We start from the raw sequence: 25,596 nt of genomic DNA on the forward strand, positions 1-25,596 counted from the left end.
CGACTGCTGGTGCAGCAGAGATGCCCGCTACAGGTGGGACCTGAGTGGGCCAGGTCTCGTTTCCTTGACCTTGCTGGCACGCTAGTAGGCTCCGCACTGCGCGCGCAAACTATTTTTCAGGCGAGTCTTCAGGTGATCCTTCAGAGGTGCCGTTCTCGTCCCACAGGTCCGAGATGTCCCCCTGATCGGGCCGTTCCGACGGTGTGGCCGCCGGGTCGACTCCCCCGCACAACGACAGCACGGCGTCCCCGTACTTGTCCAGCTTCGCGCGGCCGACACCGGAGATCTGGCCGAGCTCCCCAGCCGAGCCGGGCGGCTGCTCGGCGATCGCGATCAGCGTGGCGTCGGTGAAGACGCAGTACGCGGGCAGCCCCTGCTCGCGCGCCTCCCGGCTGCGCCAGTCGCGCAGGCGCTCGTACAGGGCCTCGTCCAGGCTCGACGGGCACTCCTCGCAGCGGCGCAGCTTGCGCTCCACCGCCTCGGTCAGCACCCGTCCGCAGACACGGCACTTGATCGGCGACCTGGACCGGGACGCGCGCCCCTCGCGTCCGGCCCCCGCCGCGCCTGCCGCACCCGCGCGCCCCGTGCCCCGAGCGCCGCCGCGCGTGGCCGATCCCGGACGCAGGCCGTCCAGGAACCGCGAGGGGTTGCGCGAGGCGCGCCCGCCGGGTGAACGGGCCAGTGCCCAGGAGAGCCCGAGGTGCTCCCGGGCCCGGGTGACACCGACGTAGAGGAGGCGGCGCTCCTCCTCGACCTGCTCGTCGGTCTTGGCGTAGGTGATCGGCATCATCCCCTCGGTCAGACCGACCAGGAACACCGCATCCCACTCCAGGCCCTTGGCCGAGTGCAGCGAGGCGAGAGTGACGCCCTCCACCGCCGGGGCGTGCTGGGCCGCCGCACGGGCGTCCAGCTCGGCGACGTACTCGGCGAGGTCGGCGGGCTGCTGCGCCGCGTGCCGGGCGGTCTCGAAGTCCTCGGCCAGCCGGACCAGCGCGGCCAGCGACTCCCAGCGCTCGCGCACCGCGCCCGACCCCGACGGCGGCTGCGGGGTGAAGCCGCGCGAGGAGAGGACGGCGCGGACCTGGTCGGCCAGCCGCTCCGGCGTCTCCTCCAGCAGCGGGTCGACCGCGCCGCCCCCGGCCCGGGCCGCGCCGCGCAGCAGCATGCCCGCCTCGCGCACCTCGGGCCGTTCGAAGAACCGCTCGGCGCCGCGCAGCTGGTAGGCGATGCCCTGGTCGGCCAGGGCCTGCTCGTAGACCTCGGACTGGGCGTTGACCCGGAACAGCACCGCGACCTCGCTCGCCCGCACGCCGGAATCCAGCAGCGCGCGGATGCGCTTGGCCGTGCCCTCGGCCTCGGCGGGCTCGTCCGGGTACTCGACGTAGGCCAGCTCGGGACCCGGGTCACGCTGGGAGACCAGCTCCAGCCGGTGCTGGGCGGCCTGGCCGCGGGCCTGGGAGAGCAGCCCGTTGGCGAGATGCACCACCTGGGGGCTGGACCGGTAGTCGCGGACCAGCTTGATCACCTCGGCGTCGGGATGCCGGGCCCGGAAGCCCAGCAGGTAGTCCGGGGTGGCGCCGGTGAAGGAGTAGATCGTCTGGCTGGCGTCGCCGACCACGCAGATGCTGGAGCGCGGGCCGAGCCAGAGGTCGAGCAGCCGCTGCTGGAGCGGCGAGACGTCCTGGTACTCGTCCACGACGAAGTGCTGGTACTGCGACCGGACCTGCTCGGCGACCTCCGGCCGCTCGTCGAGCACACCCACCGCGAGCAGCAGCACGTCCTCGAAGTCGATCACCCCGCGGTCGCGCTTGAGCTCCTCGTAGACCTTGTAGACCTGGCGGATCTCGGCCGGGTCGCGCGGGGTCTCCCGACCGGCCTTCACCGCCGCGGCCGGGTAGTCCTCGGGAACCGTCTGGGTGACCTTGGCCCACTCGATCTCACCGGTGAGGTCGCGCAGCTCGGTGCGCTCCAGCCGGAGCCGGCAGCGCCCGGCGGCCTCGGCGACCAGCTGGACCTTGCGCTCGATCAGCCGGGGCAGCTCCCCGCCGATCACGCGCGGCCAGAAGTACTGGAGCTGGCGCAGGGCGGCGGCGTGGAAGGTGCGTGCCTGGACGCCCTCGACGCCGAGCTGGCGGAGCCGCCCGCGCATCTCCCCCGCCGCGCGGGCGGTGAAGGTGACCGCGAGCACCCGCTGCGGCTGCATCACCCCGCTGCGGACGCCGTAGGCGATCCGGTGGGTGATGGCGCGGGTCTTGCCCGTGCCCGCACCCGCGAGCACGCAGACGGGCCCCTGCAGCGCCGTGGCGACGGCCCGCTGCTCCGGATCGAGCCCGTCGAGGACGGCCTCGGCGTCGCGCGGTGCGGTGGGGAAGGGCGATGCGCCCGGGAGCTCTGCCTGCATGCCGCCCATCCTCTCAAGCCGCAGCGACAACCCGGGCCACGTTGTCCACAGGCCCGGTGTGCTGATACGACCAGCGCCCGAAGGCCAGGGAATCCCGAGCGGTCGCACGACGTTGGATCCTGCGGCAGCAGCCTCAGACCGAAGGAGCGAAAGCGATGTCCGCGACAGTCACCATGTACAGCACCACCTGGTGCGGCTACTGCCAGCGCCTCAAGTCGCAGCTGAAGCGCGAGGGCATCGCGTTCAACGAGATCAACATCGAGCAGGACCCGGAGTCCGCGAACTTCGTCGAGAAGGTCAACAACGGCAACCAGACGGTCCCGACCGTGCTGGCGATCTCGTCCACGGGTGAGCAGACGGTGATGACCAACCCGTCCCTCGCCCAGGTCAAGGCTGCCCTCGCCTGAGACCGTCCGGCAGGCGCTCAGCGCCGCCGCAGGGCCCTCGGCCGCGTACCGCGCAGCCGAGGGCCCTTCAGATTTCCGCGGGCGCGCCCAGGTTCCCGATCCCGCCGAGAGATGCGAGCGAACCGTCCAGGCCGCTGAGCGAACCGAGCGAGTAGATCAGCCGGTTGCGGTCCGCGGAGTAGCGCGTCTCGGTCACCCGGACCGGGCCCGACTCGGTGTACCCGGTGCGGAGTTGGACCAGCAGCGGCACCCCGGGACCGGCCTGGAACCACTGCGCCTCCTCCGGGTTGGGCATCCGCGCGCACAACTCGTCCACGCAGCCGGTCTCCACGTGCCCGGCGTCCGCAAGCGCGACCTCGTCCCCGCCGACCACCGGGTCGGGGGCCATCAACGCGGTGCTGGCGGCCAGCCCGACCGGATAGTGACTCTCCTCGACGGACCACGGTTCGCCGTCCATGTAGCGAAGCATCCGACGCAGCACCACGGCCTCACCCGGTTCGATCCGTAGGCGATCGGTGATGTCAGTGGTGGCCCGTACGATCAGCATCTGAAAGTCGGATGTCAATTTCCGACCGGCTGCGGCAGCTTCTTCGGCATAGGCTGCAAAGGCGGACCGAAGGGGGGTTCCAGGGCTTCCGAGTTCGGGATCACCCGGTGCACGATAGGCGTGATGATCCAGCACAGGGTGGTCCTTGAGATAGGTGCCTTTTCCTTGCACCCGAACCAGCAGACCCTCATTGACCAGAACATCAACGGCAAGTCGGACAGTATTACGAGCAACCCCGTACTGGTTCTCCAACTCGCTTTCCACCGGGAGCGGCGTACCGCCCTGCCACTCCCCACCCATGATCCGCCGCCGTAGATCGGCAGCGAGTCGCTGATATTTGGGGGCCTGCCCTGGCCCTCGGGAAATGTTCACCCTGAGAATGTAGCCATTCCACTTGCGCGGCCTCGGGGAAACGAGCCAACATCGGTCAAGGCTGGCTCGATCCGGATAATCCCAACTACTTGCGCCGCACCACGATCCTGCCCCGGAGGCACGAACGATGAACGACCGGAGAGCCTGGGCGGCTATCGCCTCCTTCCCGCCGCACCCGCGGAACGTGCGGCATGCCCGCCGGATCACCAGGACCGCGCTGGCCGCCTGGGGTGCGAGCGAACTGGTCGACAGCGCCGAGATGGTGGTCTCCGAGCTGGTCACCAACGCCCTGCGGTACGGCAGCGGCCCGGTCGATCTGACGCTCGCGCTGACGGAGGCGGGCCTCCGGATCTCCGTCACCGACGAGGGCACGTCGCTTCCCACGACCCGCGACGCCGAGCCGGACGCCCAGGGTGGCCGTGGGCTCCACATCGTCGAACTGCTGGCGAAGAGCTGGGAGGTGATCGTCCGCCTGACCGGTAAGACGGTCACCTGTGTGCTGGAGCTCGACCAGTGCGATCCACACCAGCGTCTGGCGCACGTGGAACCCGTGACAGCGTTCCACCCTTCGAGTGAAGCCAGCGCGTGAAGCGAAGCGGGGGCGCGGGGAGGGAAGTTGCAACACGCCAGGGGCGCGAGGAACCTCCCCGCCCGCCCCACTGGGGGTGGCGCAACTTCCCGTCTGCCGAAGGCCCTACCAGCTGACGTCCGGGAGCGCGCCGCCGTACCAGAGTTCGACCAGGCGGCGGGCGATGGAGATGCCCGAGGGCGGGAGCGTCGTCCCGTTCTGCATACCGGTCAGCAGCTCCTCGCGGGTGAACCAGCGGGCCTCGTCCAACTCCTCGCCGTCGACGCGGATCTCCGCGCCGCCGTCGCGCATGTCCGCGCGGGCCATGAAGCCCAGCATCAGGCTGGAGGGGAAGGGCCAGGGCTGCGAGGCCACGTACTCCACGGAGTCGAGGTCCACGCGGACGCCGGCCTCCTCGGAGACCTCGCGGGCCACCGCCTGTTCCAGGGACTCGCCCGGCTCCACGAATCCGGCCAGGGTCGAGTACCGACCCTCGGGCCAGAGCGCCTGGCGGCCCAGCAGCGCGCGGTCCTGGTCGTCGGTGACCAGCATGATCACCGCGGGGTCGGTGCGCGGGTAGTGCTCACGGGCGCAGGACGTGCAGCGCCGCACGTGGCCCGCCGCAGCGACGTCCGTCGCGTGCCCGCACTGCGCGCAGAAGCGGTTGGCCTGGTGCCAGTTCTCCAGCGCCACCGCGTGCACCAGCAGGCCGGAGTCGCGGTCGCCCAGCACGCCCCCGACCTCGCGCAGGCCGGCCGGCCGCTCGGGGCCGTCCAGGCGGCCGGGCAACTGGGCGCAGGCGACGGCGAAGTACGCCGCGCCGACCTCGTCGCAGCCGAGGAAGTAGCGCTCGCCCTCGTCGGGTGCGTCGAAGGTCGACAGCAGTACCAGTTCGGTGCCCTGCTCCGTGTCGGCGACGAAGGCCTTACCCTCGCTTATCGCCAGCACCCGGGTGCTGGGGTGGCTCCAGGCGGCGGCGAGCCACGGCTCGTCCAGCCGGTGCTCGGCTGCGCGGTCCACGCCGGCGCGCGACAGCGCGAGCGGGCGGTCGAGGTGCTGCTGCTTCTGCTGCGGATCCTGCTTCTGCTGCTGAACCGTCACGGTTCGTCCCCCTGGTCAGTTGGCGGCGTTGCTGGTGGTCCAGTGCGCGGCGAGGTCGGCCCACAGATAGGCAGAGGCCTCCACGCCCTTGTCGAGCAGGGCCAGCTCGACCTTCTCGTTGATGGAGTGCCATCCGTCGGACGGGATGGAGATGCCGAGGAAGAGCACCGGCGCCCCGAGCACGTCCTGCAGATCGGCCGCAGGTCCGGATCCACCCTCACGGGTGAAGCGGATCTCCTGCTCGAACGCGCGACCCATCGAACGGGCCAGCGACTGCAGCGCCGGATGGTCCAGCGGCGTCAGGCAGGGACGGGTGCTGCCGCGGAACTCGATCTCGTACCGGATGCCCGGCGTGACCTGCCCGGCGACCCAGTCGGTGACCGCCTGACGGACCTTGTCGGCGTCCTGGCCGGCGACCATGCGGAAGGAGAGCTTGAGGTGCGCCTCGGCGGGGACGATGGTCTTGCCGCCGGGGCCGGTGTAGCCGCCCCAGATGCCGTTGACCTCGGCCGTCGGGCGGGCCCAGATCCGCTCCAGCGTGGTGAAGCCCTCCTCCCCCTGGGTGGCACGGGACTTGGCGACGCCCAGCCAGACGTCCTCGTCGAAGGGCAGCTCGGCGAAGAGCTCCCGCTCACGCTCGGTCAGCTCGATCACGCCGTCGTAGAAACCGGGGATGTCGACCCTGCGGTCCGCGTCGTGCAGTGCGGCGACCAGGCGGGCCGCCTCGTCGGCGGGGTTGGGCACGGCGCCACCGAAAGAGCCGGAGTGGATGTCGGTGTCCGGGCCGTAGAGGCTGATCTCCGCGTCGGCGAGGCCGCGCATGCCGGTGCAGACGCTCGGGGTGTCCGCGGCCCACATGCCGGTGTCCGAGATGATGACGACGTCGGCAGCCAACCGGTCCGCGTGACGGCGGATCAGGTCGCCGAAGTTGGGCGAGCCCGACTCCTCCTCGCCCTCGATCAGCAGCTTGAGGTTGACGGCGGGGGCGGTCCGGCCGGTCGCGGCCAGGTGGGCCCGGACACCGAGGGTGTGGAAGAAGACCTGGCCCTTGTCGTCGGCGGCGCCGCGTGCGTACATCCGGCCGTCGACGACGGTCGGCTCGAACGGGTCGGTGTCCCAGCCGTCCTCACGCGCGGCGGGCTGGACGTCGTGGTGGCCGTAGACGAGCACGGTCGGCGCGGCGGCGTCCCCCGACGGCCACTCCGCGAAGACGGTGGGGAGGCCACCATCGGCTGTCTCCCATACCTCGGCGACCGGGAAGCCGGTCTCCCTGAGCTTGGCCGTGAGCCAGTCCGCCGACCGGCGGACCTCGCCCTCGCGGTCCGGGTCGGCCGAGACCGAGGGGATGCGCAGCCAGTCCGCGAGATCGTCGCGGAAGGCGGCACTGTGCTGGGCGATGTACGCACGGACGACGCTGTCCGGGGCTTCGGTGGTGCTCATGGCACCCACCCTAGTTCGAAGCCTGCACGCTCCGGGAACCGCCCGACGGCTGAGACCTGCCCGTCCGTGTGCCCGGACGGGCGTCGGGGCGGGTGTCCGCCTGGGCGGGCGTCCAAGCGGGCGTCCTGGCGGGCGTCCAGGCGGGTTCGACGAGGTGAGCGCGGCGGGGTGCCCCGCTGGCGTAGGTTCGACCCGTGAGCCAGCTGCGCGTCGCGACCTTCAACCTGCTGCACGGCCAAGCCATGACCCCGGACGGGAGGCCGCTCCCCGACCTCGTCTCCGGAGCCGACCCCGGCGCCCCGCTGGCGGAGGCCGTCGCCGGACTCGACGCGGACGTGCTCGCGCTGCAGGAGGTCGACCGGTACCAGCCCCGCTCGGGCCTGGTGGACCAGGCCGCGGTCGCGGCGAAGGCGATGGCCGCGCAGGACTTCCGCTTCGCCGCCGCGGTGGTGGGGCGTCCCGCACCGGTGGCCGGCTGGGTCCACGCACCGGGCGGGGCGTCGCTGCGCGTCTACGGCCCCGACGACACTGCCCGGGACACCGACCAACCCGCCTACGGCACCGCGCTGGTCACCCGGCTGCCGGTGCTGCACTGGCGTGCCCGGCGTTTTCCGGCCGCGCCCTTCGGACTGCCGCTGCGGGTGGCCGGGCGACGCGGGCTGACTCCCGTGCCGGACGAGCCGCGTGCCGCGCTGGCGGCGGTGCTGGACGGACCGAACGGGCCGATCACCGTGCTGGCGGCGCACCTGTCCTTCGTGCCTGGATGGAACATGGGCCAGCTGGCCGGGATGCGGCGCTGGATCTCCGACCTGCCCGCGCCCTACCTCCTGCTCGGCGACTTCAACCTGATCGGGCCGGTACCGCGCACCGTGCTGGGCGGGGCGTCGGTGGTCGACCGCAGCCGGCTCCGGGTGCGGCGGCGGACCCACCGCCCGACGACCAGCCCGCACCGCAGGCTCCAGGGCTGGCGCGATCTGGCCCGGACGCCCACGTATCCGGCGCACCGACCCGCGGTGCAGTTCGACCACGTGCTCGCGGTGGGCGTGCCGCGCAGCGCGGTGGCGTCGGTGCGGACCCCGACGACGGGGGTGTCGGACCACCGGCCGCTGGTGGTGGACCTCCGCCTCGGCGGTGACTGGGCGGGGCACTAACCGCGTCAGGGCCTGTCCGGCGGGACTTTCCGGGCCCGGACCTCACCCCTGCGGCGTCGCCCGGTCGTTGACCACACGCGGGTGGACCACCGAGCGGGCCGCCACCGCGGCGCCCGCGGTGGGCACGGGCGCGTACTGGAGCAGCAGCATTGCCGCGTCGTCGCCGAGTTGGTGGCCGACGTGCCTGCGGACGTCCTCGTGGATGCGGTCCAGCACCTCGGACGGAACGTCCGAACTGGCGCAGTCCGGGACCCGCTCCGCCAGCGGGTAGAAGACACCCCAGCTGTTGCGCGCCTCGATGACCCCGTCGGTGTAGAGCAGCAGCCGGTCCTCGGCCTGCAACGGGAGCTGCAGGATCGGCGGGGCGACGTCCTCGGGTTCCAGGACGCCCAGCGGCGGGACGTTGGCGGGCGGGTCGAGGAAGCGCACCGGGGCACCTCTGCGGAGCAGCAGCGGCGCGGGGTGACCGCAGTTGACGATCTCCACCACCGAGTCGGCGCGGAGTCCGATCAGCACCAGGGTCACGAACTCCTCCTCGCTTCCCTCGTGCTCGTCACCGTTCTCGTGTAGCGCGCGGCCGAGGCTGTCGGCGAGCCAGGAGGCGACCCGGTCCAACGCCTGCTCCTGGTGCGCGGCTTCGCGGAACGCGCCCAGGATGGCCGCCGCCGTCTCGACCGCCGCCAGGCCCTTGCCGCGGACGTCGCCGATGACCGCGCGCACCCCGTAGCGGGTCTGCACCACTTCATAGAGATCCCCGCCGATCCGGGCGTGGGCGGCGGCTGCGGCGTAGTGGACGGCGGCCCGGACCGGGCCGATCCGCTCGGGGATGGAGCGGAGCAGGATCCGCTGGGCGACCTCGGAGACCAGCCGGGCGTCCGCGAGGGCGCGCTCCTGGCGGTTCCGCAGCAGCACGCTGGTCGCGCCGATCGCGCTGATCAGGATGATCGCCAGCACCGACGCCGTGTGGACCGACTGCGACAGCGTCCGGTCCTCGGCGGCGATGCCGAAGGCCTCGCCCACCGTGACCGCGCCGACGGCCAGCGGGAACCAGATGCTGTTGCTGACCACGGCCGCGAGCGCCGGGCCTGCGGTCAGCGCGGGCTCGAAGGTGACGTTGGGGTTGTTGCTGGCGCGGTCGAGGATGAAGACCAGGATCACCCCGACGAACGGCAGCAGCAGAATCGCACGACCCCAGCGGCTGTGGAGGCGGAACCTTCCGGCGGCAGTCAACGTCGTCTCTCCTGCGGGCGCTGTGCAACGAAGGATGGGTGTCGAGTCGGGCAGCCCGAGGACGGGTGCCCCCTCCCGCGGCCGAATTAGTTCAAAGTTGGATCGAAGTTGACTGGTTAATGACCCCACATTAGGCGCGAATTGGACAGACCGCACCGTCCTTTCACGAATCCCCGGTGGTCACGTCAGCGACTCCGTCCTCGCTCGGGGCGACGGCGCCGATCAAGGCGGCCAAGCCCTTGCGGTCCGGAAACGAATCAGGACGTACCACAGTGCCGCTTCGAACATACAGAAATGCGGCGCCGACGCGATCAAGAGGAACGCCCTGCTGCTCGGCCCAGGCCAACCGGTAGACCGCCAACTGCAGCGGATCGGCCGTCTCGCGCTGGTTGGTCTTCCAGTCGACGACCTCGAAACCACCGTCATCGGTCGCGTAGACCGCGTCGATACGTCCACGGATCACCCGCCCCGCCAGCATCAACTGGAACGGCGCCTCGACCGTGACAGGGGTGCGCGAGGCGTACTCGCTGCGCAGGAAGGCCTCCTTGAGCTGGGCGAGATCGCGTTCGTCGGCGATCCCCGAGTCGTCCGCGCCCGGCAGTTCGTCCTCGCCCAGGAGCAGCAGCGGCTCGACCGCGAGCCGGGACTCCACCCAGGCGTGGAACCGCGTGCCGCGCCGCGCGGCGGGCTGCGGCGGACGCGGCATCGGGCGGGCCAGCTCGCGGGCGAAACCCGCCGGATCGGCGGCGACGCGCAGCAGTTGGGAGGCGGAGAGCGAGCGCGGCAGCGGCACGTCGCGCACCCGGCTGCGGGAGCGGCGCAGCTCCCCGGCGAGCAGCTCCAGATCCCGGTCCCAGGAGGCGACCAGACGTCGCTCCTCCGGTGTCTCCAGCGGGGGCTCCGGCGGCAGTTCGCCCGCCGCTCCGGTCAACGGTCCGGTCGCCGGTCCAGGTGAGAGGCCTGGTCCGGCGGCGGGCCCGTTCCCGGTTGCGGGTTCACCCGCGACGGCGCCGCTCGGGGACCAGGCCCAGCGCGGCCCGGCCAGTACCCGTTCGCCCGCCGCGCGGCGCGCCCGCTGGGCCGGGAGGTCCAGCGGCAGCGGCCAGGCGTGCTCGACGTCCGTGTCCAGCGCGGGGTTGGCCGCGCCGGGAGCCGGTGCCTCGGCCCAGGCCTCGATCTCGACACCGGACCCGGGACGCTGCTCGCCGAACTCGCGCAGCGCGGTCAGGAACGCGGACGGTCCGCGCGGGCGCTTCTGCGTCGGGCCCCACCAGTGGCCGGAGGCGTAGAGCTGCCCACGCGGGCGGGTGAAGGCGACATAGCCGAGGCGCAGCTCCTCCGTGGCGGCGTGGTGCTTCATCTCGGTGTCGAAGGCGGTCAGTCCCTTGCCCGTCCACGGTGGGTCGGCGGCCAGCGAGGCCGCGTCGCCGCGCAGAGCGTGCGGCAGCACCTCGGGGCGCGAAGTCCACTTCTCCCGCCCGGTGTTGCTCGGGAAGGCACCCTTGACCAGGCCGGGGACGAAGACGACGTCCCACTCCAGGCCCTTGGACTTGTGCGCGGTGAGCACCTTCACGGTGTCCTCGCCGCCCGGAAGCGTGTTGTCGAGGCCCCGGTCGTACTCCTGGGCCGTGCGTAGGAAGCCGAGGAACGCGCCGAGCGACGGGTCGCCGTCCAGGTCGGCGAAGCCGGCGGCGATGTCGAGGAAGGCCGAGAGCGTCTCGCGGCGGCGGGCGGCCAGCGCGTGCGGGGAGGCGGAGAGTTCGACCTCCAGGCCGGTGACCGCGAGCACCCGGTGCAGCACGTCCATCAGCGGCTCGGCCAGCACCCGGCGCAACTCGCGGATCTCCGCCGCGAACCGCTCGAAGCGCAGCGCGGCCTGCTCCGAGAAGGGCAGCTCCGGCTCCCCGGCCTGGCCCGGGTAGAGGAAGGACTCCAGCGCATCGGCCAGGGAGACGATCTCCGTCGGGTCCGCCTCGGCCACGGCTTCGCTGAGCTTGTCCCGCTCCCCCGGCGCTGCGGACGCGACGCGGACCAAGTCCCGGGCGCGGCGGCCGAGCAGGGCCAGGTCACGCGGACCGATCCGCCAGCGCGGACCGATCAGCAGCCGCACCAGCGCCGCGTTGGCCGTCGGGTCCTGGAGCACCTCACAGGTGGCGACCAGGTCGGCGACCTCCGGCAGGTGGAGCAGCCCGGACAGACCCACCACCTCGACCGGGACGTCGCGCGCCACCAACGCGGCGTGCACGTCGGGGAAGAGCTCCCGCCCGCCGCGGCAGAGCACGGCGATCCGTCCGGGCGACGTGCCCGTGCGGACCAGGTGCGCGACGGAGTCGGCGACCCAGGCGACCTCCGCCTCGTGCGACTCCAGCAACGCGCCGCGCAGCCCCCCGGCCTGCTCCTCGCCGGGAGCGGGGCGCAGCGCCTCGACGCCCTCGTGCATGGCCCGCAACGGCGACGCCAGCTCGTTGGCGAAGGCCAGCAGCCGCCCGCCCGAGCGACGGTTCTCGCTGAGTGCGTAGCGCGCGGCGGAGGTGTCGTCGGCATGGCGGAAGTGGCGCGGGAACTCGTCCAGGTTGGCGACGGACGCGCCACGCCAGCCGTAGATGGCCTGACAGGGGTCGCCCACCGCGGTGACGGCGTGTCCGGTGCCGTCACCGAAGAGGCCGGAGAGCAGCAACCGCTGGGCGACGGAGGTGTCCTGGTACTCGTCGAGCAGGACAACCCGGTACTGCTCGCGCAGCAGCGCGCCGACCTCGGGCCGGGTCTGCGCGAGCCGGGCACAGGCGGCGATCTGGTCGCCGAAGTCCATCAGCCGGGCCTCGCGCTTGCGAGCGCGGTAGCGGGTGACCAGCTCGGTCAACTCGCGCCGGGCCATGGCCGCGGCGGGGACCTTGCGCAGCTCCTCGTTGCTGAGCTTCACCGAGGCGAGCTCGTCGAGCAGCGCCGTGTCGAACCCGACCAGCCGCTCGGGTTCGACGAGGTGCTCGGCGAGCTCACCGTCGAGCTTGACGAGCTTGGCCACCAACGAGGAGACGCCGTCGGTCAGCGCCGGGAACGGGCCCGGCGCCTGGCGCAACACCCGCGCGGCGAGCTGGAACCTGGTCGCGTCGGCGAGTAGCCGGACGTCCGGCTCGAGGCCGATGCGCAGGCCGTGGTCGGTCAGCAGCCGCCCGGCGAAGGCGTGGTAGGTGGAGATCTCGGGCTCGCCGGGATCGTCGCCGGGGTGGCCGCCCGGCCCGTGCAGAGCCTCGGCCGGCTCGGCGGAGGCACCGATCCCGGCCAGGGCCAGCGCCTTGCGGACGCGCTCGGAGAGCTCGGCGGCGGCCTTGTTGGTGAAGGTCAGCCCGAGCACCTGGTCCGGCCGGACCTGCCCGGTGCCGACCAGCCAGACGACACGCGCCGCCATCACCGTCGTCTTGCCCGAACCCGCGCCCGCGACGATCACCGCCGGGGCGAGCGGCGCGGTGATCGCGCGCAGCTGCTCGGCGGTGAAAGGGATCCCGAGCAGCTCCTTGAGCTCCTCGGGACCGGAGAGGGGTCCAGGCATGCGGTCCACGCTAGCGGGGACGACTGACAGATCCCGAAGAAACGGAAGGGAACTCTCTCACATCCCACTCACGTCGTCCGGGCTCGTAGCCGGGGTGGGCCCCGGCCGGACGCCAGTCGCTCCTCGCCCGGCTACTCCATCGCCTGGCTACTCCACCACCTGGCGGCCCTCCGGCCGGGCCGAGCAGCTGCCGTGGAAGGAACAGTGGCCGCACTGGTCACCGGTCGTCGGCACGAACCGCTCGTTGACGATCCGGTCGGCCGCCTCGACCAGCAGGCCCTCGATCCACTCGCCGCCCTCGGTCAGCGAGGCCTGGCTCTGCACCTTGGGCGCGTCCGGAGCGGTACGGGACGCCTGCTGACGCAGCTGGACCAGCTCCGCGCCGCCGGGACCCGGTCGGTCACCCTCGAAGACGTCGTCCACCGCGCCCTCCCGAACCGCGAGTTGATAGACACCCAGCTGCGGATGGGCCCCCACCTGCGCCGCGGTCACCGTCCTGCGGCCGGTCTTGAAGTCGACCACGTACGCCGCGCCGGTCGACGCCTCCTGCTCGACCCGGTCCATGGTGCCGCGGATGCGGACCGCGTACGGGCCTGCCTTGAGCTCGACGTCGAAGGGCTGCTCGGTGGCCACCGGGACCCGGCCCCGCTCGGCGACATGCCAGGTCAGGAACCGCTCCAGCGCGGCGCGCGCCTCGCCCTTCTCCTGCTCGGACTTCCACGGCGCGTCGAAGGCGAGCGCGTCCCAGACCCGGTCCAGCCGGGCCATCAGCACGTCCAGGTCGGCCGGGGTCCGGCCGGCGCCGACCTCCTCGGCGAGCACGTGGACGACGTTGCCGAAGCCCTGCGCCCCGCTGGACGCCTCCTGCGCCCGGACCTCGCGGCCGAGGAACCACTGCAGCGCGCACGCGTCGACGGACTCCAGCGCGCTGCCGGACAGTTCCACCGCACGCTCGGGATCGCGGACCGGCACCTCGTTCTCGGTCGGGTCGGCCATGCCCCACCAACGGTGCGGGTCGGCGGCCGGGACCAGCGGAAACCCGTCGTCGTCGGTCAGCGAGGCCAGCCTGGCCAGCCGCTCGGCCGCGGCCTCGCGCAGCCTCGGCGAGGCATCCGCGTCGACGGTGGTGGCCCGCAGCTCGGCGACCAGCGCGGCGACGGCCAGCGGACGGCGCGGCCGGTGACCGATGTCGTCGACCCGGACCTCCGGGTGGCGACTGCCGTCCGCACGCTGCCGGTACAGCTCGCGCAGGAAGCGGGACGGCTCGTCCCCGTCCTCGGCCGGGGCCTGCACCGCCGTGACCACCAGCCACTCCTTGGCACGGGTGACGGCGACATAGAAGAGGCGTCGCTCCTCGGCGAGAAGCGCCGTGGACGGCATCGGCTCGGCCAGTCCGTCCTGCCCGATCCGGTCGGCCTCCAGCAGCGAGCCGCGACGGCGCAGGTCCGGCCAGAGGCCCTGCTGCACTCCGGCGACGACGACCAACGACCACTCCAGGCCCTTGGAGCGGTGCGCGGTCATCAGCCGGACGGCATCGGGGCGAACCAGACGGCCGGAGAGGGTGTCCGCGGCGATGTCCTGCTGCTCCAGCTCGGCGAGGAAGTTCAACGCGCCGCGCGGGCCCTCGGCGTGGGACTCGGCGCGTGCGGCCGTCTCGAACAGTGCGCAGAGCGCGTCCAGGTCCCGGTCGGCGTTGCGTCCGGCGGCGCCACCGCGCAGCGCCCCACGTTCCAGGCGTTCCCGCCAGGAGGAACTCGCCTCCCAGAGCGCCCAGAGCGCTTCCTCGGCGCTCACACCGCTGAGGAGCAGCTCGCGCACCTTGCGCAGCAGCAGACCCAGCTCGCGCGCGCGGCGGGCGGGCTGACCGGCGAGCAGCACCAGACGCTCGGGCTCGGCCAGCGCCTCGCGGATCAGCAGCTCCGCGCCGCGGACGGCGTGTTGGCGCTCCGGCGGGAGCGCGCGGAGCTCGGTGCGCTCCTCCTCGCGCAGCAGTCGGCCCAGCCGCCGCAGGTCGGCGCCGTCCAGCCCGCCGAGCGGGCCGGTGAGCAGGTTCCGGGCGACCTCCGGAGTCAAGGGGTCGTCATCCACCGGCACCGGACGCGCCGGAGCCTCGCCCGACGGGTCGTCGTCCGGAGCCTCGGGGGCTTCCGCAAGCACGTCCTCAGGCAGCGGCAGCCCGGCCGCGCGTCGGCGGGCGCGGACCGCGCCGACCGCGCAGACGCGCAGCGCGGCGAGCAGCGGGACCACGGCGGGCTCGGCGTGCAGTGGCAGGTCGTCGCCGTCGATGTCGACCGGGACGCCCGCCGAGGTCAGGGCCCGGCGCAGCGACGGGAGCGAGCGGGCGCCCGCGCGGACCAGCACCGCCATGTCGCTCCACGGCATGCCCTGCTCCAGATGCGCGCGGCGGAGCAGGTCGGCGATGTTGTCCAGTTCGGCGCCGGGAGTGGGGAAGGTGAGAATCTCGACCGTCCCGCCCTCGCGGGAGGGCAGCAGCCCACGGTGCTCCGCGAGCGCTGCGGCGGGCAGTCGGCCCGTCGGCAGCCGCTCCGCCAGCACCCGGCTCGACGCGAGCAGTCGCGAGCCGGCGCGCCGCGAGACGCGCAGCACCTCGACCGGCGCCGGCGAACCGTCGGCCTGCGGGAACGCGTGCGGGAAGTCGAGGATGCCGTTGACGTCCGCGCCTCGGAAGGCGTAGATCGACTGGTCCGGGTCACCGACCGCGACCAGCTCCCGCCCCTCACCCGCGAGAGCCCGCAGCAACCGCACCTGCGAGGGGTCGGTGTCCTGGTACTCGTCGACGAAGACCACCCGGAAGGTGCGCCGCAGCTCCGCGCCCACCTGCTGTTCCTCGGCCAGCAGCACGGCGCGGTGAACCAGCTCGGCGTAGTCGAGCAGGCCCTGGCCGTCCAGGACGTCCAGGTACTCGCCGAGGAACGACGACGCCGCCTGCCAGTCCGGGCGACCGACCTGGGCCGCGAAGCGCTCCAGCGCCGTGTCGTTCAGGCCCAGCTCGCGGGCACGGGCCAGCACCGCACGGACCTCGTCGGCGAAGCCGCGCGTGGTCAGCGCCGCACGCAGCTCGGTAGGCCAGGCCGGACCGCCCGCGCGTCCGCTGCGGGCGTCCTCCGCGCCGCCGGCCAGCAGCTCGCGCACCATGACGTCCTGCTCCGGGCCGGAGAGCAGCCGCAGCGGCTCGGCATAGAGGTCGGGCTCCTGGTGCGCGCGGAGCAGGGCGTAGCAGAAGGAGTGGAAGGTCGTCGCCTGCGGGGCGACCGCGCCGCCGACCCGCGCGGTGATCCGGTCCCGCAGCTCGACCGCGGCCTTGCGGCTGAAGGTCAGGACCAGGATCTCCTCAGCCGGGACGCCCTCGGCGATCCGGGTCGCTACCGCCTCGACCAGGGTCGTCGTCTTGCCCGTGCCCGGACCGGCCAGCACCAGCAGCGGACCGCCCCGGTGGTCCACCACGGCCTGCTGGTAGCGGTCCAGGACAGGCGGCACCACGGGCGCGACGGACTCGCGCACCAGGCGGTACGCGCCTGCGGGGACAGAGGTGGTCATGGGCGTGATCCAGGGGAGAACAGCGGGCGGTGCGACGAACGGCGTACACCGGGACGGCGCGCGCCTCAGGCACTCCGTCCGGTGACGAGCCTACGATCCTGCCCCGACAACCCCACCTTTGTCCCCCGCTTCGCGGGATCGATCAGCCCCACCGGTGCCACCGCAGCCCCACCGGTGCCACCCAGCTCGGTATGCGGCTCCGGATGCGGCGCCGTGCCCCGCTCGCCTCAGCGGGAACGGCCGTCCCAGCGGGCCTGCCGCAGATCGACGCGCGGCATGTGGTCCGCGCCGGCGTGACGCAGCGGTGTGCCCTCCACTCTGTACTGCTCCAGTGCGCGCAGCTCGTGCCCCGGCAGCAGCCGCCCGTCCGCACGGATCACCCGCCACCACGGGACCGCTCCGCCGTAGAGCGCCATGACCCGTCCCACCTGACGAGGGCCCCCCTCACCGACGAATTCGGCCACGTCGCCGTAGGTCATCACCCGTCCGGCCGGAATGAGTTCCGCCGCCTCCAGCACACGCTCCGCATACGGCGGAATCCCGGCCCCAGGCTCCTCTTCGTTCACACCCGGCATTCTGGCGCATGCCTCTGACAGCGACGAGAGCGGAACGTGAGAACGGTACGTGGGAACACGGTGCGAACGGCGACACTGACGAGTGGCAGCACAAGGGAACGTCCTCGCTCACCCGGCCGGGGGAATGTAGCATCCGGCTGGGGTCGGCACGGGGACACCTCACCGCCGCGCGCTCGATCCGACCATGCCACCCTTGAATGACCTGAGGGGACCCTGAGGGGACGATGGCGGGCGGACGGACAGAAGGCATACAGGTAGAGATGACCGGATCGAGCGCGAGCGCGGATCAAGGCGCCGGCGCGACCAGCGGCACGCCCGGATTCGGGGCACCGCCGACCGAGCCGGGTCAGTCCAGCACGCCCGCGCGACCCTCCGTGCTGCAGGAGCCGGTCACCGACGACCCGGTGCCCACGGAGCCGCCCTCCGAGCCGGTCGCCCCTGTCGCGCCCGCGACGCCCGCTCCCACGTCGGCCGGTGTCGACCTGGTGAAGCGTTCCGCCACGGCGACAGCGGTCACCCCGAGCGCGCGCGGGAAGGGCGGGCACCACCTCGTGCACCGCGGCGCCCGCCACGAGGCCCCGCACGGGTCCGAGCAGGGCAGCGTCGCCATCGACGAGCCACTGCTCTCGGCGCGCGCCCACCGTCCCTCGGACCTGATCCGGTTCCTGCTCGGCCTGCTGGGCATCGCCGCCGTGCTGGTGCTGACCAGCGTCGCCAAATCCACCACGACCGGTCTGACCAGCGACATCACCTCGGGCGCGACCAAGCTCCCCAGCGTCCTGGTCACGCTGACCAGCTTCTTCTCCACTGCGGCCGTCCTGGTCGTGCCCGTCGCCTTCGCGGTCGAACGGCTGATCAAACGGGACGGCCTGCGCGTCGCCGACGGCGTGCTCGCCGCCGTACTGGCCCACGGGCTCTCGCTCGGCATGGACGTCTGGGTGATGCATGCGGCGCCCTCGCAGATCCGCGACGCGCTGACCATCAACAACCAGACCGACGCCGTCCACGGCTATCTGACGCCCGTCATCGCCTACATGACCGCGGTCGGCATGGCCAGCCGACCACGATGGCGGGTCGCGCTGTGGACGGTCGTGCTGCTGGACAGCGTCTCCCAACTGGTCGGCGGGTCCACCACCCCGCTCTCCATCGCGATCACCATCCTGCTCGGCCTGACCGTCGCCTACGGCACCCTCTACGCGGTCGGCAGCCCCAACGTCCGGCCGACCGGCGAGCACCTGCTGGCAGGTCTGCGCAAGGTCGGCTTCGACCCGATCAGCGCCCACCGCTCCCCCGACGGCCCCGAGGGCACCCGGCGCTACCTGGTCGTCCAGCAGGTCGGCCCGCCGCTGGACGTCCACGTCATCGACCGGGAGCAGCAGGCCTCCGGCTTCTTCTACCGGATGTGGCGTCGACTGCGGCTGCGCGCCGTGGCCACCCGGTCCAGCCCGCAGTCGCTGCGCCAGGCGCTGGAGCAGGAGGCGCTGATCGCCTACGCGGCCAACGCCGCAGGCGCCCACTCGCCGCACCTGATCGCGACCTCGGAGCTGGGCCCGGACGCGATGATCCTGGTCTACGAGCGGATCGAGGGCCGCGGCTTCGCGGACATCCCGGACGACGGGATCACCGACAAGATCCTGCGCGACACCTGGACCTCCGTCCGCACCCTCCACGACCGCCGGATCGCGCACCGCCAGCTGACCTCCAAGGCGCTGCTGGTCACCGAGGACGGCAGCACCTGCCTGGTCAACCTGGCCGGTGGCGACATCGCGGCCGGTGACCTGGCGCTGCGCATGGACGTCGCCCAGCTGCTGACCACCTTCGCGCTACGGGTCGGCGCCGAACGCGCGGTCACCTCGGCGACCGAGGTGCTGGGCACCAGCCGGACCGCCGCTGCGCTGCCGATGCTCCAACCGGTCGGCCTGAGCCGGTCGACCCGGCAGGACCTGGGCGCCTACCACCGCCAGCGCAAGGCGGAGGTCCAGGCCGCCCGGGACGCGCACATCGCCTCCGGTGCGAAGCTGGAGGAGGCGCTGGAGGTCCACCCGGACCCGACCGACCTGCTCTCCCAGATCCGCGAGGAGATCCTCCAGCTGGTGCCGCAGGCCCCGGTCGAGCCGGCCAAGCTGGAACGGCTGCGGCCGAAGACGCTGATCAGTCTGATCGCCGGTGCGTTCGCCGCCTACCTGCTGGTCGGCCAGCTGACCAACAACCCGCTGGCCAAGGTCGCCCACGCGCAGTGGGGCTGGATCGCGGTGGCCGTCGGCGCCTCGGTGGCCAGCTACGTCGGCGCGACGATGAGCCTCTCCGGCTTCGTCCCCGAACGGCTGCCCTTCGGGCGCACCTTCGCCGCCCAGGTGGCCGGCTCCTTCGTGAAGCTGGTGGCTCCGGCGGCGGTCGGCGGCGTGGCGCTCAACGCCCGGTTCCTGCAACGGGAGGGTGTCCGCCCGGGCCAGGCCGTGGCCTCCGTCGGCGCCTCACAGCTGGTCGGCCTGGGCATGCACATCCTGTTGCTGCTGGGCTTCGGCTTCATCGCGGGTACGGCCAACAGCTCAGACGTGCCGTCGGCGCGCACGGTGATCACCGTGCTGCTGATCGCGGCCGTGGTGGTGCTGATCGTCGCCGCGATCCCGCGGCTGCGGCGCTGGGTCGTGCTGCAGCTGCGCACGCTCTTCATCGGCGTCATCCCGCGCATGCTCGACCTGCTCCGCACCCCCTCCAAGCTGGCGACGGGCTTCGGCGGGATCATCCTGGTGTCGATCGCGTTCATCGCCTGCCTGGACGCCTGCGTCATGGCGTTCGGCGGCTCGGCGGGCTTCGCGGCCATCGCCGTCGTCTACCTCGCGGGCAACGCGGCGGGCTCGGCGGTGCCGGTGCCCGGCGGCATCGGAACCATCGACACCGCCCTGATCCTGCTGCTCACCAGCGCAGCGGGCGTCCCGGCGCTGATCGCCGGACCGGCGGTGCTGATGTTCCGCATCCTGACGTTCTGGTTCCCCGTCCTGCCGGGGTGGCTCTGCTTCAGCTATCTGCAGCGCAAGGGTGCCCTGTAGGCAGAGGGGACGTTGCAAACGTCCAGGGGCGCGGGGAACTGCGCGACAAGCCATCCTGTGTGGTGACTCGCCGAACGAGCAGGGCCATCCGCATGTCGGTGGTTGCTCGCGCAGTTCCCCGCGCCCCTGAGAGGTTCAGGCTTAGTAGGTCGGCTTCTCGGGCTCGATCTGGTTGACCCAGCCGATGACGCCGCCACCGACGTGGACCGCGTCGGCAAAGCCCGCGGAGTGCAGGACGGCGAGGACCTCGGCCGAGCGGACGCCGGTCTTGCAGTGCAGGACGATCTTCTTGTCCTGCGGCATCTTCTCCAGCGCGTTCCCCATCAGGAACTCGTTCTTCGGGATCAGCGTCGCGCCCGGGATGCTGACGATCTCGTACTCGGCCGGCTCACGCACGTCGACGAGGAAGATGTCCTCGTCGGTGTCCTGCCACTCCTTCAGCTGCTTCGGGGTGATCGTGTTGCCCACCGCCGCCGCCTGCGCCTCCTCCGAGACGACACCGCAGAACGCCTCGTAGTCGATCAGGTCGGTGACCGTCGGGTTCTCGCCGCAGAGCGCGCAGTTCGGGTCCTTGCGGACCTTGACCGTGCGGTACTGCATCTCCAGGGCGTCGTAGATCATCAGGCGGCCGACCAGCGGCTCCCCGATGCCTGCGAGGAGCTTGATGGCCTCGTTGACCTGGATCGAACCGATCGAGGCGCACAGCACGCCCAGCACGCCGCCCTCGGCGCAGGAGGGGACCATGCCGGGCGGCGGGGCCTCCGGGTACAGGCAGCGGTAGCACGGGCCGTGCTCGGCCCAGAACACCGACGCCTGACCGTCGAAGCGGTAGATCGAGCCCCACACGTAGGGCTTGCCCAGCAGCACGGCCGCGTCGTTGACCAGGTAACGAGTCGCGAAGTTGTCCGTGCCGTCCACGATCAGGTCGTACTGGGCGAAGATCTCCTTGACGTTGTCGACGTCCAGGCGCTCCTCGTGGAGGATCACGTCCACGTAGGGGTTGATCTCCTTGACCGAGTCCCGGGCGGACTCGGCCTTGGAGCGGCCCACGTCGGACTGGCCGTGGATGATCTGGCGCTGCAGGTTCGACTCGTCGACGGTGTCGAACTCCACGATGCCCAGCGTGCCGACACCGGCGGCGGCCAGGTACATCAGGGTGGGCGAGCCCAGACCGCCGGCGCCCACACAGAGCACCTTGCTGTTCTTCAACCGCTTCTGCCCGTCCATCCCGACATCCGGGATGATCAGGTGGCGGGAGTACCTGCGGACCTCGTCCACGCTGAGCTCAGCAGCGGGCTCAACCAGGGGTGGCAGCGACACGGGGGACTCCGGTGGTGGTCAGACGGTGTGGTCTCTCGACCAACAGTGCCACGCGCGGGCCTATTCCAGAGCCTCTGGTCCAGCGTGCGAGACACCGCGTGAGACGGATCACGCCCCGCCGTCAGACCCGACAGGCGGTCTCCATCCAGATGTCGGCCAGCGACTCCTCCAGGGGGACCCGCGGGCGCCAGCCCAGACGCTCCCGGGCGGTACGGATGTCGGCCTGGCGCCACAGGACTTCGAGCGGGCGGTCCGCCGCGTCCGCGCCCGGGATCGGGCCGCGGCTCTCCTCCATCAGGCGCCCCTCGAAGCCCGAGGCCCGGACCAGCAGCGCAGCCGCGTCGCGCATCCGTACGCCCGAGCCGCCGCCGATGTTGATCACGCCCGTCGCCGCCGAGACCGCGGCCGACTGGACCGCCCGCGCCACGTCCCTGACGTCGACGAAATCTCGGAATGCGGACAGGTCCGCGGTACGGATGTGCGGCTCGCCGCGTTCCAGCGCCCGGCGCAGGCCCTCGGACAGGCGACCGAAGAGGGAGCCCGCTGGGACGCCCGGGCCGACCACGTCGAAGATCCGCAGGACCACGGCGTCCAGGCCGGAGGAGAGTGCGAGCTCCGTGCCCGCGAGCTTGGTGACGCCGTAGGGGCCGACCGGCCGGGGCTCGGCGGTCTCCGCCGTCGCCGTGCCGATCGGGACCGGGCCGTACTCGGCCGCCGAGCCGACGTGGACGAGCCGCGCCGGATCGTGGCTCCGCCGGATCGCCTCGCAGACGGTGGCGACCGCCTGGGTGTTGGCCCGGACCAGATCGCGCGGGGAGCCGTAGGTGGCTCCGGCGCAGTTGACCACCACGCGCGGCATCACCGCGTCGAGGAACCGGGCCAGCGCGCCGGGGCTCCCGGCAGCCAGGTCGAAGCGGATGTCCGCGGAGTCACGCCGGCCGAGGACGGTGACCTGGAGCTCCGGGTCGGCGAAGAGTCGGTCGGCGACGCGGCGGCCGATGAAGCCGTCGGCGCCCAGCAGCAGCACCCTCATCAGGTGGTCCTTCCGTTGTGCAGGTTGATGCTCGGTGGTTGGGATCGGGCACGCCCGAAGCAGGGGCGGGTCCGAAGCGGAGGGTCGGCGCGGGCACGGGGACGGCTCACGCCGCCCTGCTCGGCCCCACCGGTCCGTGACAGGTGCGCTCAGGCCCGATGCCCTGCCCGGCGCTGGGGTCGCCACCCGTCCGGACGCGCGGTCCGGTGCTCGGGTCGGACGGTGCCGACGGGACCGTCGGGCGCGCGGTGGGAGACAGGGCGGTGGGAGACGGGGCTGAGCAGGGTGGTCCAGGCGCAGGAAGCCACCACCGCGATGGCGAGCCCGCAGGCCCAGGCGACGAGGCCCGCGTGCCCCGATATCGCCCGGGCGGTCGCAGCCCCGACACAGGCCAGGGCCAGCACACCGAAGCCGGAGGGGCTCCGGCCACAGCGTCGGAGGAGGAACGCGAACAGCAGCGCCACCCCGGCCAGCCCCTGGGCCAGCCACGACGCGGAGGTGAGCCCCCACGCCCCGGTCTGCGCCAGCTGCGCCGCCTGCCCGTGCCCGCCGTGCCCGACGTAAACGGACTCCAGCACCGAGGCGGTGGCGGTGAGACCGGCGAGCAGGCCGAGGAAGCACAGGACCGTGATCGGCAGCACCGGCCGCATCCGCGACCGGAACTCGCGCGTCGAGCGGGCCTGGAGGTGACTGCCGCCGATATGGCGGAACCAGCGGGCGCACCCCTCCGCCACACCAACGCCGAGAGCCAGCGCGATCTGGGCCGCGCCGACCGGTTGGGCCAGGGCGAGCAGCGCTCCGACACCCAGCGCGAGGGCGCCGCGCGTCGCCCAGGAACCCCGGCGGGCAGCGCCGCCGAACGCGGGCACGAAGGCAACCGCTGCCGTGTAGACAACGATCGGCACGACCAGCGGCAGTGGCAGGCCCAGCCCGGCGACAACCCGGAGCAGCAGCGCGGGCAGCAGGAACAGCAATCCGGCTGCGGCTGCGGGAAGCAGTCGGCGCTGCGTCGGGGCCTCGTCCTGCTCGGGTGCCAGCGCATGGCGCGGCACCCGGGCGTACAGCTCCTCGGCGAGCGAGAAGACGTCGGAGTGGCGGTAGCGCCCGGCCGTGCTGGGCCCCACGCCGTCGCGTTCCAGCTCCACGGCGATGTCGAGCGGGTCCACCGCGTCGGCGTAGAAAGATCGGTGACGCTCCATCAGCGCGTGCACCGGGTCGGCCACCCCGCGCGGACGCGGCGGCGCGGCCGGACGCGGAGACGGTCGCTGCAATGCGGCGTGACGCGCAGGCCCCGGACGGGCTGCGGAGCCGCCGGGGGCCACAGCCGCCGGCCCGCCCCCTGCGTCACCTCGCGCGCCGCCCTGCGCAGCGCGCCGGGACGCGTGACCACCCTGGGCACCGCGTGACGCGCCGTTGGCGCCGCGCTCCTGTGCCCCGCGTCCCTGGGCGCCGCGCCCGCGCCCGCCCGGGCTCTGGCCGCCTCCGTGGGCGGCATGACGACGTGTCACTGTGCGGGCACCCCCTTCGGGATGGCGCCGACCCAGTACTCGGCGGGGCGGCTGAACGGCTGGGCGACCGGTTCGGGCGCGCTCTGCGGGACCTCCGCGGCCAGCTCCAGGTAGAGCGTGCGGAACGCGTCTATGGCCGGCTCGACGGCGTAGAGCTCCTGGGCGCGTTGCCGACCGGCGTTTCCCAGCCGGACGCGACGCTCCTCGTCGCCGAGCAGCGCGGAGCAGGCGGCAGCGAGCGCGATGGGATCGCCGGGCGGGACCAGCAGCCCCGTCGGACCGAGCAGCTCGCGTGCCGCGCCGACGTCGGTGGCGACCACTGGACGGCCACTGAGCTGCGACTCGGCGAGCAGGTGTGGACGGACGCCCTCGGTGCCCGCGAAGACCAGGACGGTGGCGTCCTCGTGGACCGTACGCAGGCGCTGGGACGTGCTGTCGAAGCCGTCGAAGGAGACCGCCTCGGTGACGGCGTCGCCGAACAGGTCGTGGGCCAGCTCGCGGCAGTGCTCCTGGTAGGCGGCGGCACCGGACGGTGCTGTCCGGCCGTACACCCGGAGCTCGGCCTCCGGCTGCTCCTCGCGCACCAGCGCGAAGGCGCGGAGCATCGGCTCCAGCCCACCGCACGGCTCCATCGCTCCGAGCCAGGCGAGGGTGGGACGCTCCGGCTCGGCGCCGACGGGCGGCCGATCGGCCAACGGCGTGGCCTCGTAGACGACTCGGATCCGCTCCCGCTGGGCCCCGCAGTGCTCCTGCCAGCGCTGGTCGAAGGCGCTGCCCGGGGTGATCACCCCGGCCTGGGCGTAGCCCTCGCCCGCGAGAAGGCGATGAAAGGCGAGCATCAGCGCCCGCACCGGGTGGCGGTAGCGCGAGGCGCGGTATCCGCGGTAACGCTCGCGCAGATGCAGACTGTGCTCGGTCAGCAGGAAGGGCAACCCGAGCTGACGCTTCGCCACCAGGGCGGGGAGTGCGGCGGCCGACCCGCCCACGACATGGCAGACGTCAGCTCCGGCCAGCGCGGCCCTCCCGGCCCGCCCCTGGTACCAGGGCAGGGAGAGCGGACGCAGCGCCCGTTCGAGCAGATCGGCGGCGACCAGGACGTCGTGGAGCAGTGGGACACCGGCGTCACCGGCCCCGGCCGCTATCACCGCGCCTGACCCCAGCCACGCGTGCTCCAGCGATCGGACGGCAGCGCCGGACCGCAGCAGGGCGGCGAGCCCGCCCCCGCGCCCGGCCTCCGCGAGGGCGTACAGCGCGGGCCCGAACCCGGCTGCCGCGCGAGCGGGGTTGGTGTCGACCAGCGTGCGGACCAACTCGCCGTACGCGGCGAGGGCCCGCCCTCTCCGGCCACCCCAGGGAGGCGTGGCTCGCCTCCTCTCCCCTACGCGGACTGCGTCGGCGGTCGAGAGCCGGAGGAACTCGTGCTCCGCCAGGGAGCCGACCAGGCGCTCGCCCCATGCATCCGTGGCGGCACTCTCTGTGACCAGTGCGATGCGCATGGGACCTCCGGCCCGAAAGGATGGACGACGTCAGCGTGCGGGAGAGAGCAGACGGAGAGGCCTCACCCGGTCGACCAGCCCGACCGCAGACTCCCCCACCACGCGTGCGGCCACCGCGCAGAACCCCTGCTCGGGGGACGCGTGTTCGGCCAACGCCAAGAAACTACGTCCCGCCGCTGACAGAGCGTCGGCCTTCCCGGGCGCTACCACCCGAAGGAGTGAAGCGCGACCACACTCCGTCCCGAACTGCCGCCGAACCCCCTCCAGCAACGGGTCTCAGCCGCCGGTCCGC

General features: G+C 72.7%; 16 protein-coding genes and 1 pseudogene. 4 read left to right on the forward strand and 13 right to left on the reverse strand.

The features are described from left to right. Positions 1-109: 109 nt before the first annotated feature. A complete protein-coding gene (locus ABH928_RS01635) occupies positions 110-2,401 on the reverse strand; it encodes an ATP-dependent DNA helicase UvrD2 (protein ID WP_370061070.1) in 2,292 nt (763 codons plus the stop codon). Positions 2,402-2,556: 155 nt separating this feature from the next. Between ABH928_RS01635 and ABH928_RS01640 the strand changes: the two genes are divergently transcribed. Beyond that, entirely contained in the window at positions 2,557-2,808 is a 252-nt protein-coding gene (locus ABH928_RS01640; RefSeq protein WP_370061072.1) for a mycoredoxin, read from the forward strand. Positions 2,809-2,875: 67 nt separating this feature from the next. Here ABH928_RS01640 and ABH928_RS01645 read toward each other — a convergent pair whose 3' ends face one another. Continuing rightward, positions 2,876-3,355, reverse strand: a complete 480-nt coding sequence (locus tag ABH928_RS01645) for a UTRA domain-containing protein (protein ID WP_370061857.1) — start codon at positions 3,353-3,355, stop codon at positions 2,876-2,878. 162 nt (positions 3,356-3,517) lie between these two features. Continuing rightward, positions 3,518-3,934 (reverse strand): annotated as a pseudogene (locus ABH928_RS01650) (GntR family transcriptional regulator); the annotation flags it as partial. On the opposite strand from ABH928_RS01650, the gene ABH928_RS01655 reads away from it, so the two are divergent. Then, a complete protein-coding gene (locus ABH928_RS01655) occupies positions 3,855-4,316 on the forward strand; it encodes an ATP-binding protein (RefSeq protein WP_370061074.1) in 462 nt (153 codons plus the stop codon). The pseudogene ABH928_RS01650 and the gene ABH928_RS01655 sit on opposite strands and share 80 nt — an antisense overlap. 105 nt (positions 4,317-4,421) lie before the next feature. Here the strand turns inward: ABH928_RS01655 and nudC are convergent, their stop codons facing one another. Beyond that, positions 4,422-5,396 (reverse strand): NAD(+) diphosphatase, encoded by a 975-nt coding sequence (nudC, locus tag ABH928_RS01660; protein ID WP_370061076.1) that lies wholly within the window; start codon positions 5,394-5,396, stop codon positions 4,422-4,424. Between the two features lie 15 nt (positions 5,397-5,411). Continuing rightward, positions 5,412-6,836, reverse strand: a complete 1,425-nt coding sequence (locus tag ABH928_RS01665) for a dipeptidase (RefSeq protein WP_370061078.1) — start codon at positions 6,834-6,836, stop codon at positions 5,412-5,414. Between the two features lie 194 nt (positions 6,837-7,030). Here ABH928_RS01665 and ABH928_RS01670 point away from each other — a divergent pair, with 194 nt between their 5' ends. Next, positions 7,031-7,987, forward strand: coding sequence for an endonuclease/exonuclease/phosphatase family protein (locus ABH928_RS01670; RefSeq protein WP_370061080.1), 957 nt, complete (start codon positions 7,031-7,033; stop codon positions 7,985-7,987). A 42-nt stretch (positions 7,988-8,029) separates the two neighbouring features. Here ABH928_RS01670 and ABH928_RS01675 read toward each other — a convergent pair whose 3' ends face one another. From ABH928_RS01675 to ABH928_RS01690, 4 genes are all read right to left on the reverse strand, one after another. Next, complete coding sequence (locus ABH928_RS01675) at positions 8,030-9,217, reverse strand: PP2C family protein-serine/threonine phosphatase (RefSeq protein WP_370061083.1); 1,188 nt, start codon at positions 9,215-9,217, stop codon at positions 8,030-8,032. A gap of 163 nt (positions 9,218-9,380) precedes the next feature. Further along, positions 9,381-12,764, reverse strand: coding sequence for an ATP-dependent helicase (locus ABH928_RS01680; protein ID WP_370061085.1), 3,384 nt, complete (start codon positions 12,762-12,764; stop codon positions 9,381-9,383). A gap of 147 nt (positions 12,765-12,911) precedes the next feature. Continuing rightward, on the reverse strand, positions 12,912-16,322 hold the full coding sequence (locus ABH928_RS01685; RefSeq protein WP_370061087.1) for an ATP-dependent helicase: 3,411 nt from the start codon (positions 16,320-16,322) through the stop codon (positions 12,912-12,914). A 227-nt stretch (positions 16,323-16,549) separates the two neighbouring features. Continuing rightward, entirely contained in the window at positions 16,550-16,888 is a 339-nt protein-coding gene (locus tag ABH928_RS01690; protein WP_370061089.1) for an MGMT family protein, read from the reverse strand. Between the two features lie 269 nt (positions 16,889-17,157). Here ABH928_RS01690 and ABH928_RS01695 point away from each other — a divergent pair, with 269 nt between their 5' ends. Then, positions 17,158-19,947, forward strand: coding sequence for a flippase-like domain-containing protein (locus ABH928_RS01695; protein WP_370061091.1), 2,790 nt, complete (start codon positions 17,158-17,160; stop codon positions 19,945-19,947). 141 nt (positions 19,948-20,088) lie between these two features. Here the strand turns inward: ABH928_RS01695 and moeZ are convergent, their stop codons facing one another. The 4 genes from moeZ to ABH928_RS01715 all read right to left on the reverse strand — a co-directional run bounded on the left by moeZ (position 20,089) and on the right by ABH928_RS01715 (position 25,304). Next, positions 20,089-21,267 (reverse strand): adenylyltransferase/sulfurtransferase MoeZ, encoded by a 1,179-nt coding sequence (moeZ, locus tag ABH928_RS01700; RefSeq protein WP_370061093.1) that lies wholly within the window; start codon positions 21,265-21,267, stop codon positions 20,089-20,091. A 121-nt stretch (positions 21,268-21,388) separates the two neighbouring features. Then, complete coding sequence (locus ABH928_RS01705; RefSeq protein WP_370061095.1) at positions 21,389-22,300, reverse strand: NAD-dependent epimerase/dehydratase family protein; 912 nt, start codon at positions 22,298-22,300, stop codon at positions 21,389-21,391. 149 nt (positions 22,301-22,449) lie between these two features. Further along, positions 22,450-23,571: a hypothetical protein gene (locus ABH928_RS01710; protein ID WP_370061097.1), complete on the reverse strand. Its 1,122-nt coding sequence runs from the start codon at positions 23,569-23,571 to the stop codon at positions 22,450-22,452. 233 nt (positions 23,572-23,804) lie between these two features. Next, positions 23,805-25,304, reverse strand: coding sequence for a glycosyltransferase (locus tag ABH928_RS01715; protein WP_370061099.1), 1,500 nt, complete (start codon positions 25,302-25,304; stop codon positions 23,805-23,807). Positions 25,305-25,596: the final 292 nt, after the last annotated feature.

Origin of the sequence: Streptacidiphilus sp. MAP5-3, from assembly GCF_041262505.1 — a bacterium.
Taxonomy (GTDB): domain Bacteria; phylum Actinomycetota; class Actinomycetes; order Streptomycetales; family Streptomycetaceae; genus Streptacidiphilus.

What these genes read in the sequence shown, in the direction of transcription:
- ABH928_RS01635 (WP_370061070.1), bottom strand. Translation starts at nt 2,401, where the DNA reads ATGCAGGCAGAGCTCCCGGGCGCATCGCCCTTCCCCACCGCACCGCGC.
- ABH928_RS01640 (WP_370061072.1), top strand. Translation starts at nt 2,557, where the DNA reads ATGTCCGCGACAGTCACCATGTACAGCACCACCTGGTGCGGCTACTGC.
- ABH928_RS01645 (WP_370061857.1), bottom strand. Translation starts at nt 3,355, where the DNA reads ATGCTGATCGTACGGGCCACCACTGACATCACCGATCGCCTACGGATC.
- ABH928_RS01655 (WP_370061074.1), top strand. Translation starts at nt 3,855, where the DNA reads ATGAACGACCGGAGAGCCTGGGCGGCTATCGCCTCCTTCCCGCCGCAC.
- ABH928_RS01665 (WP_370061078.1), bottom strand. Translation starts at nt 6,836, where the DNA reads ATGAGCACCACCGAAGCCCCGGACAGCGTCGTCCGTGCGTACATCGCC.
- ABH928_RS01680 (WP_370061085.1), bottom strand. Translation starts at nt 12,764, where the DNA reads ATGCCTGGACCCCTCTCCGGTCCCGAGGAGCTCAAGGAGCTGCTCGGG.
- ABH928_RS01685 (WP_370061087.1), bottom strand. Translation starts at nt 16,322, where the DNA reads ATGACCACCTCTGTCCCCGCAGGCGCGTACCGCCTGGTGCGCGAGTCC.
- ABH928_RS01695 (WP_370061091.1), top strand. Translation starts at nt 17,158, where the DNA reads ATGACCGGATCGAGCGCGAGCGCGGATCAAGGCGCCGGCGCGACCAGC.
- ABH928_RS01705 (WP_370061095.1), bottom strand. Translation starts at nt 22,300, where the DNA reads ATGAGGGTGCTGCTGCTGGGCGCCGACGGCTTCATCGGCCGCCGCGTC.
- ABH928_RS01715 (WP_370061099.1), bottom strand. Translation starts at nt 25,304, where the DNA reads ATGCGCATCGCACTGGTCACAGAGAGTGCCGCCACGGATGCATGGGGC.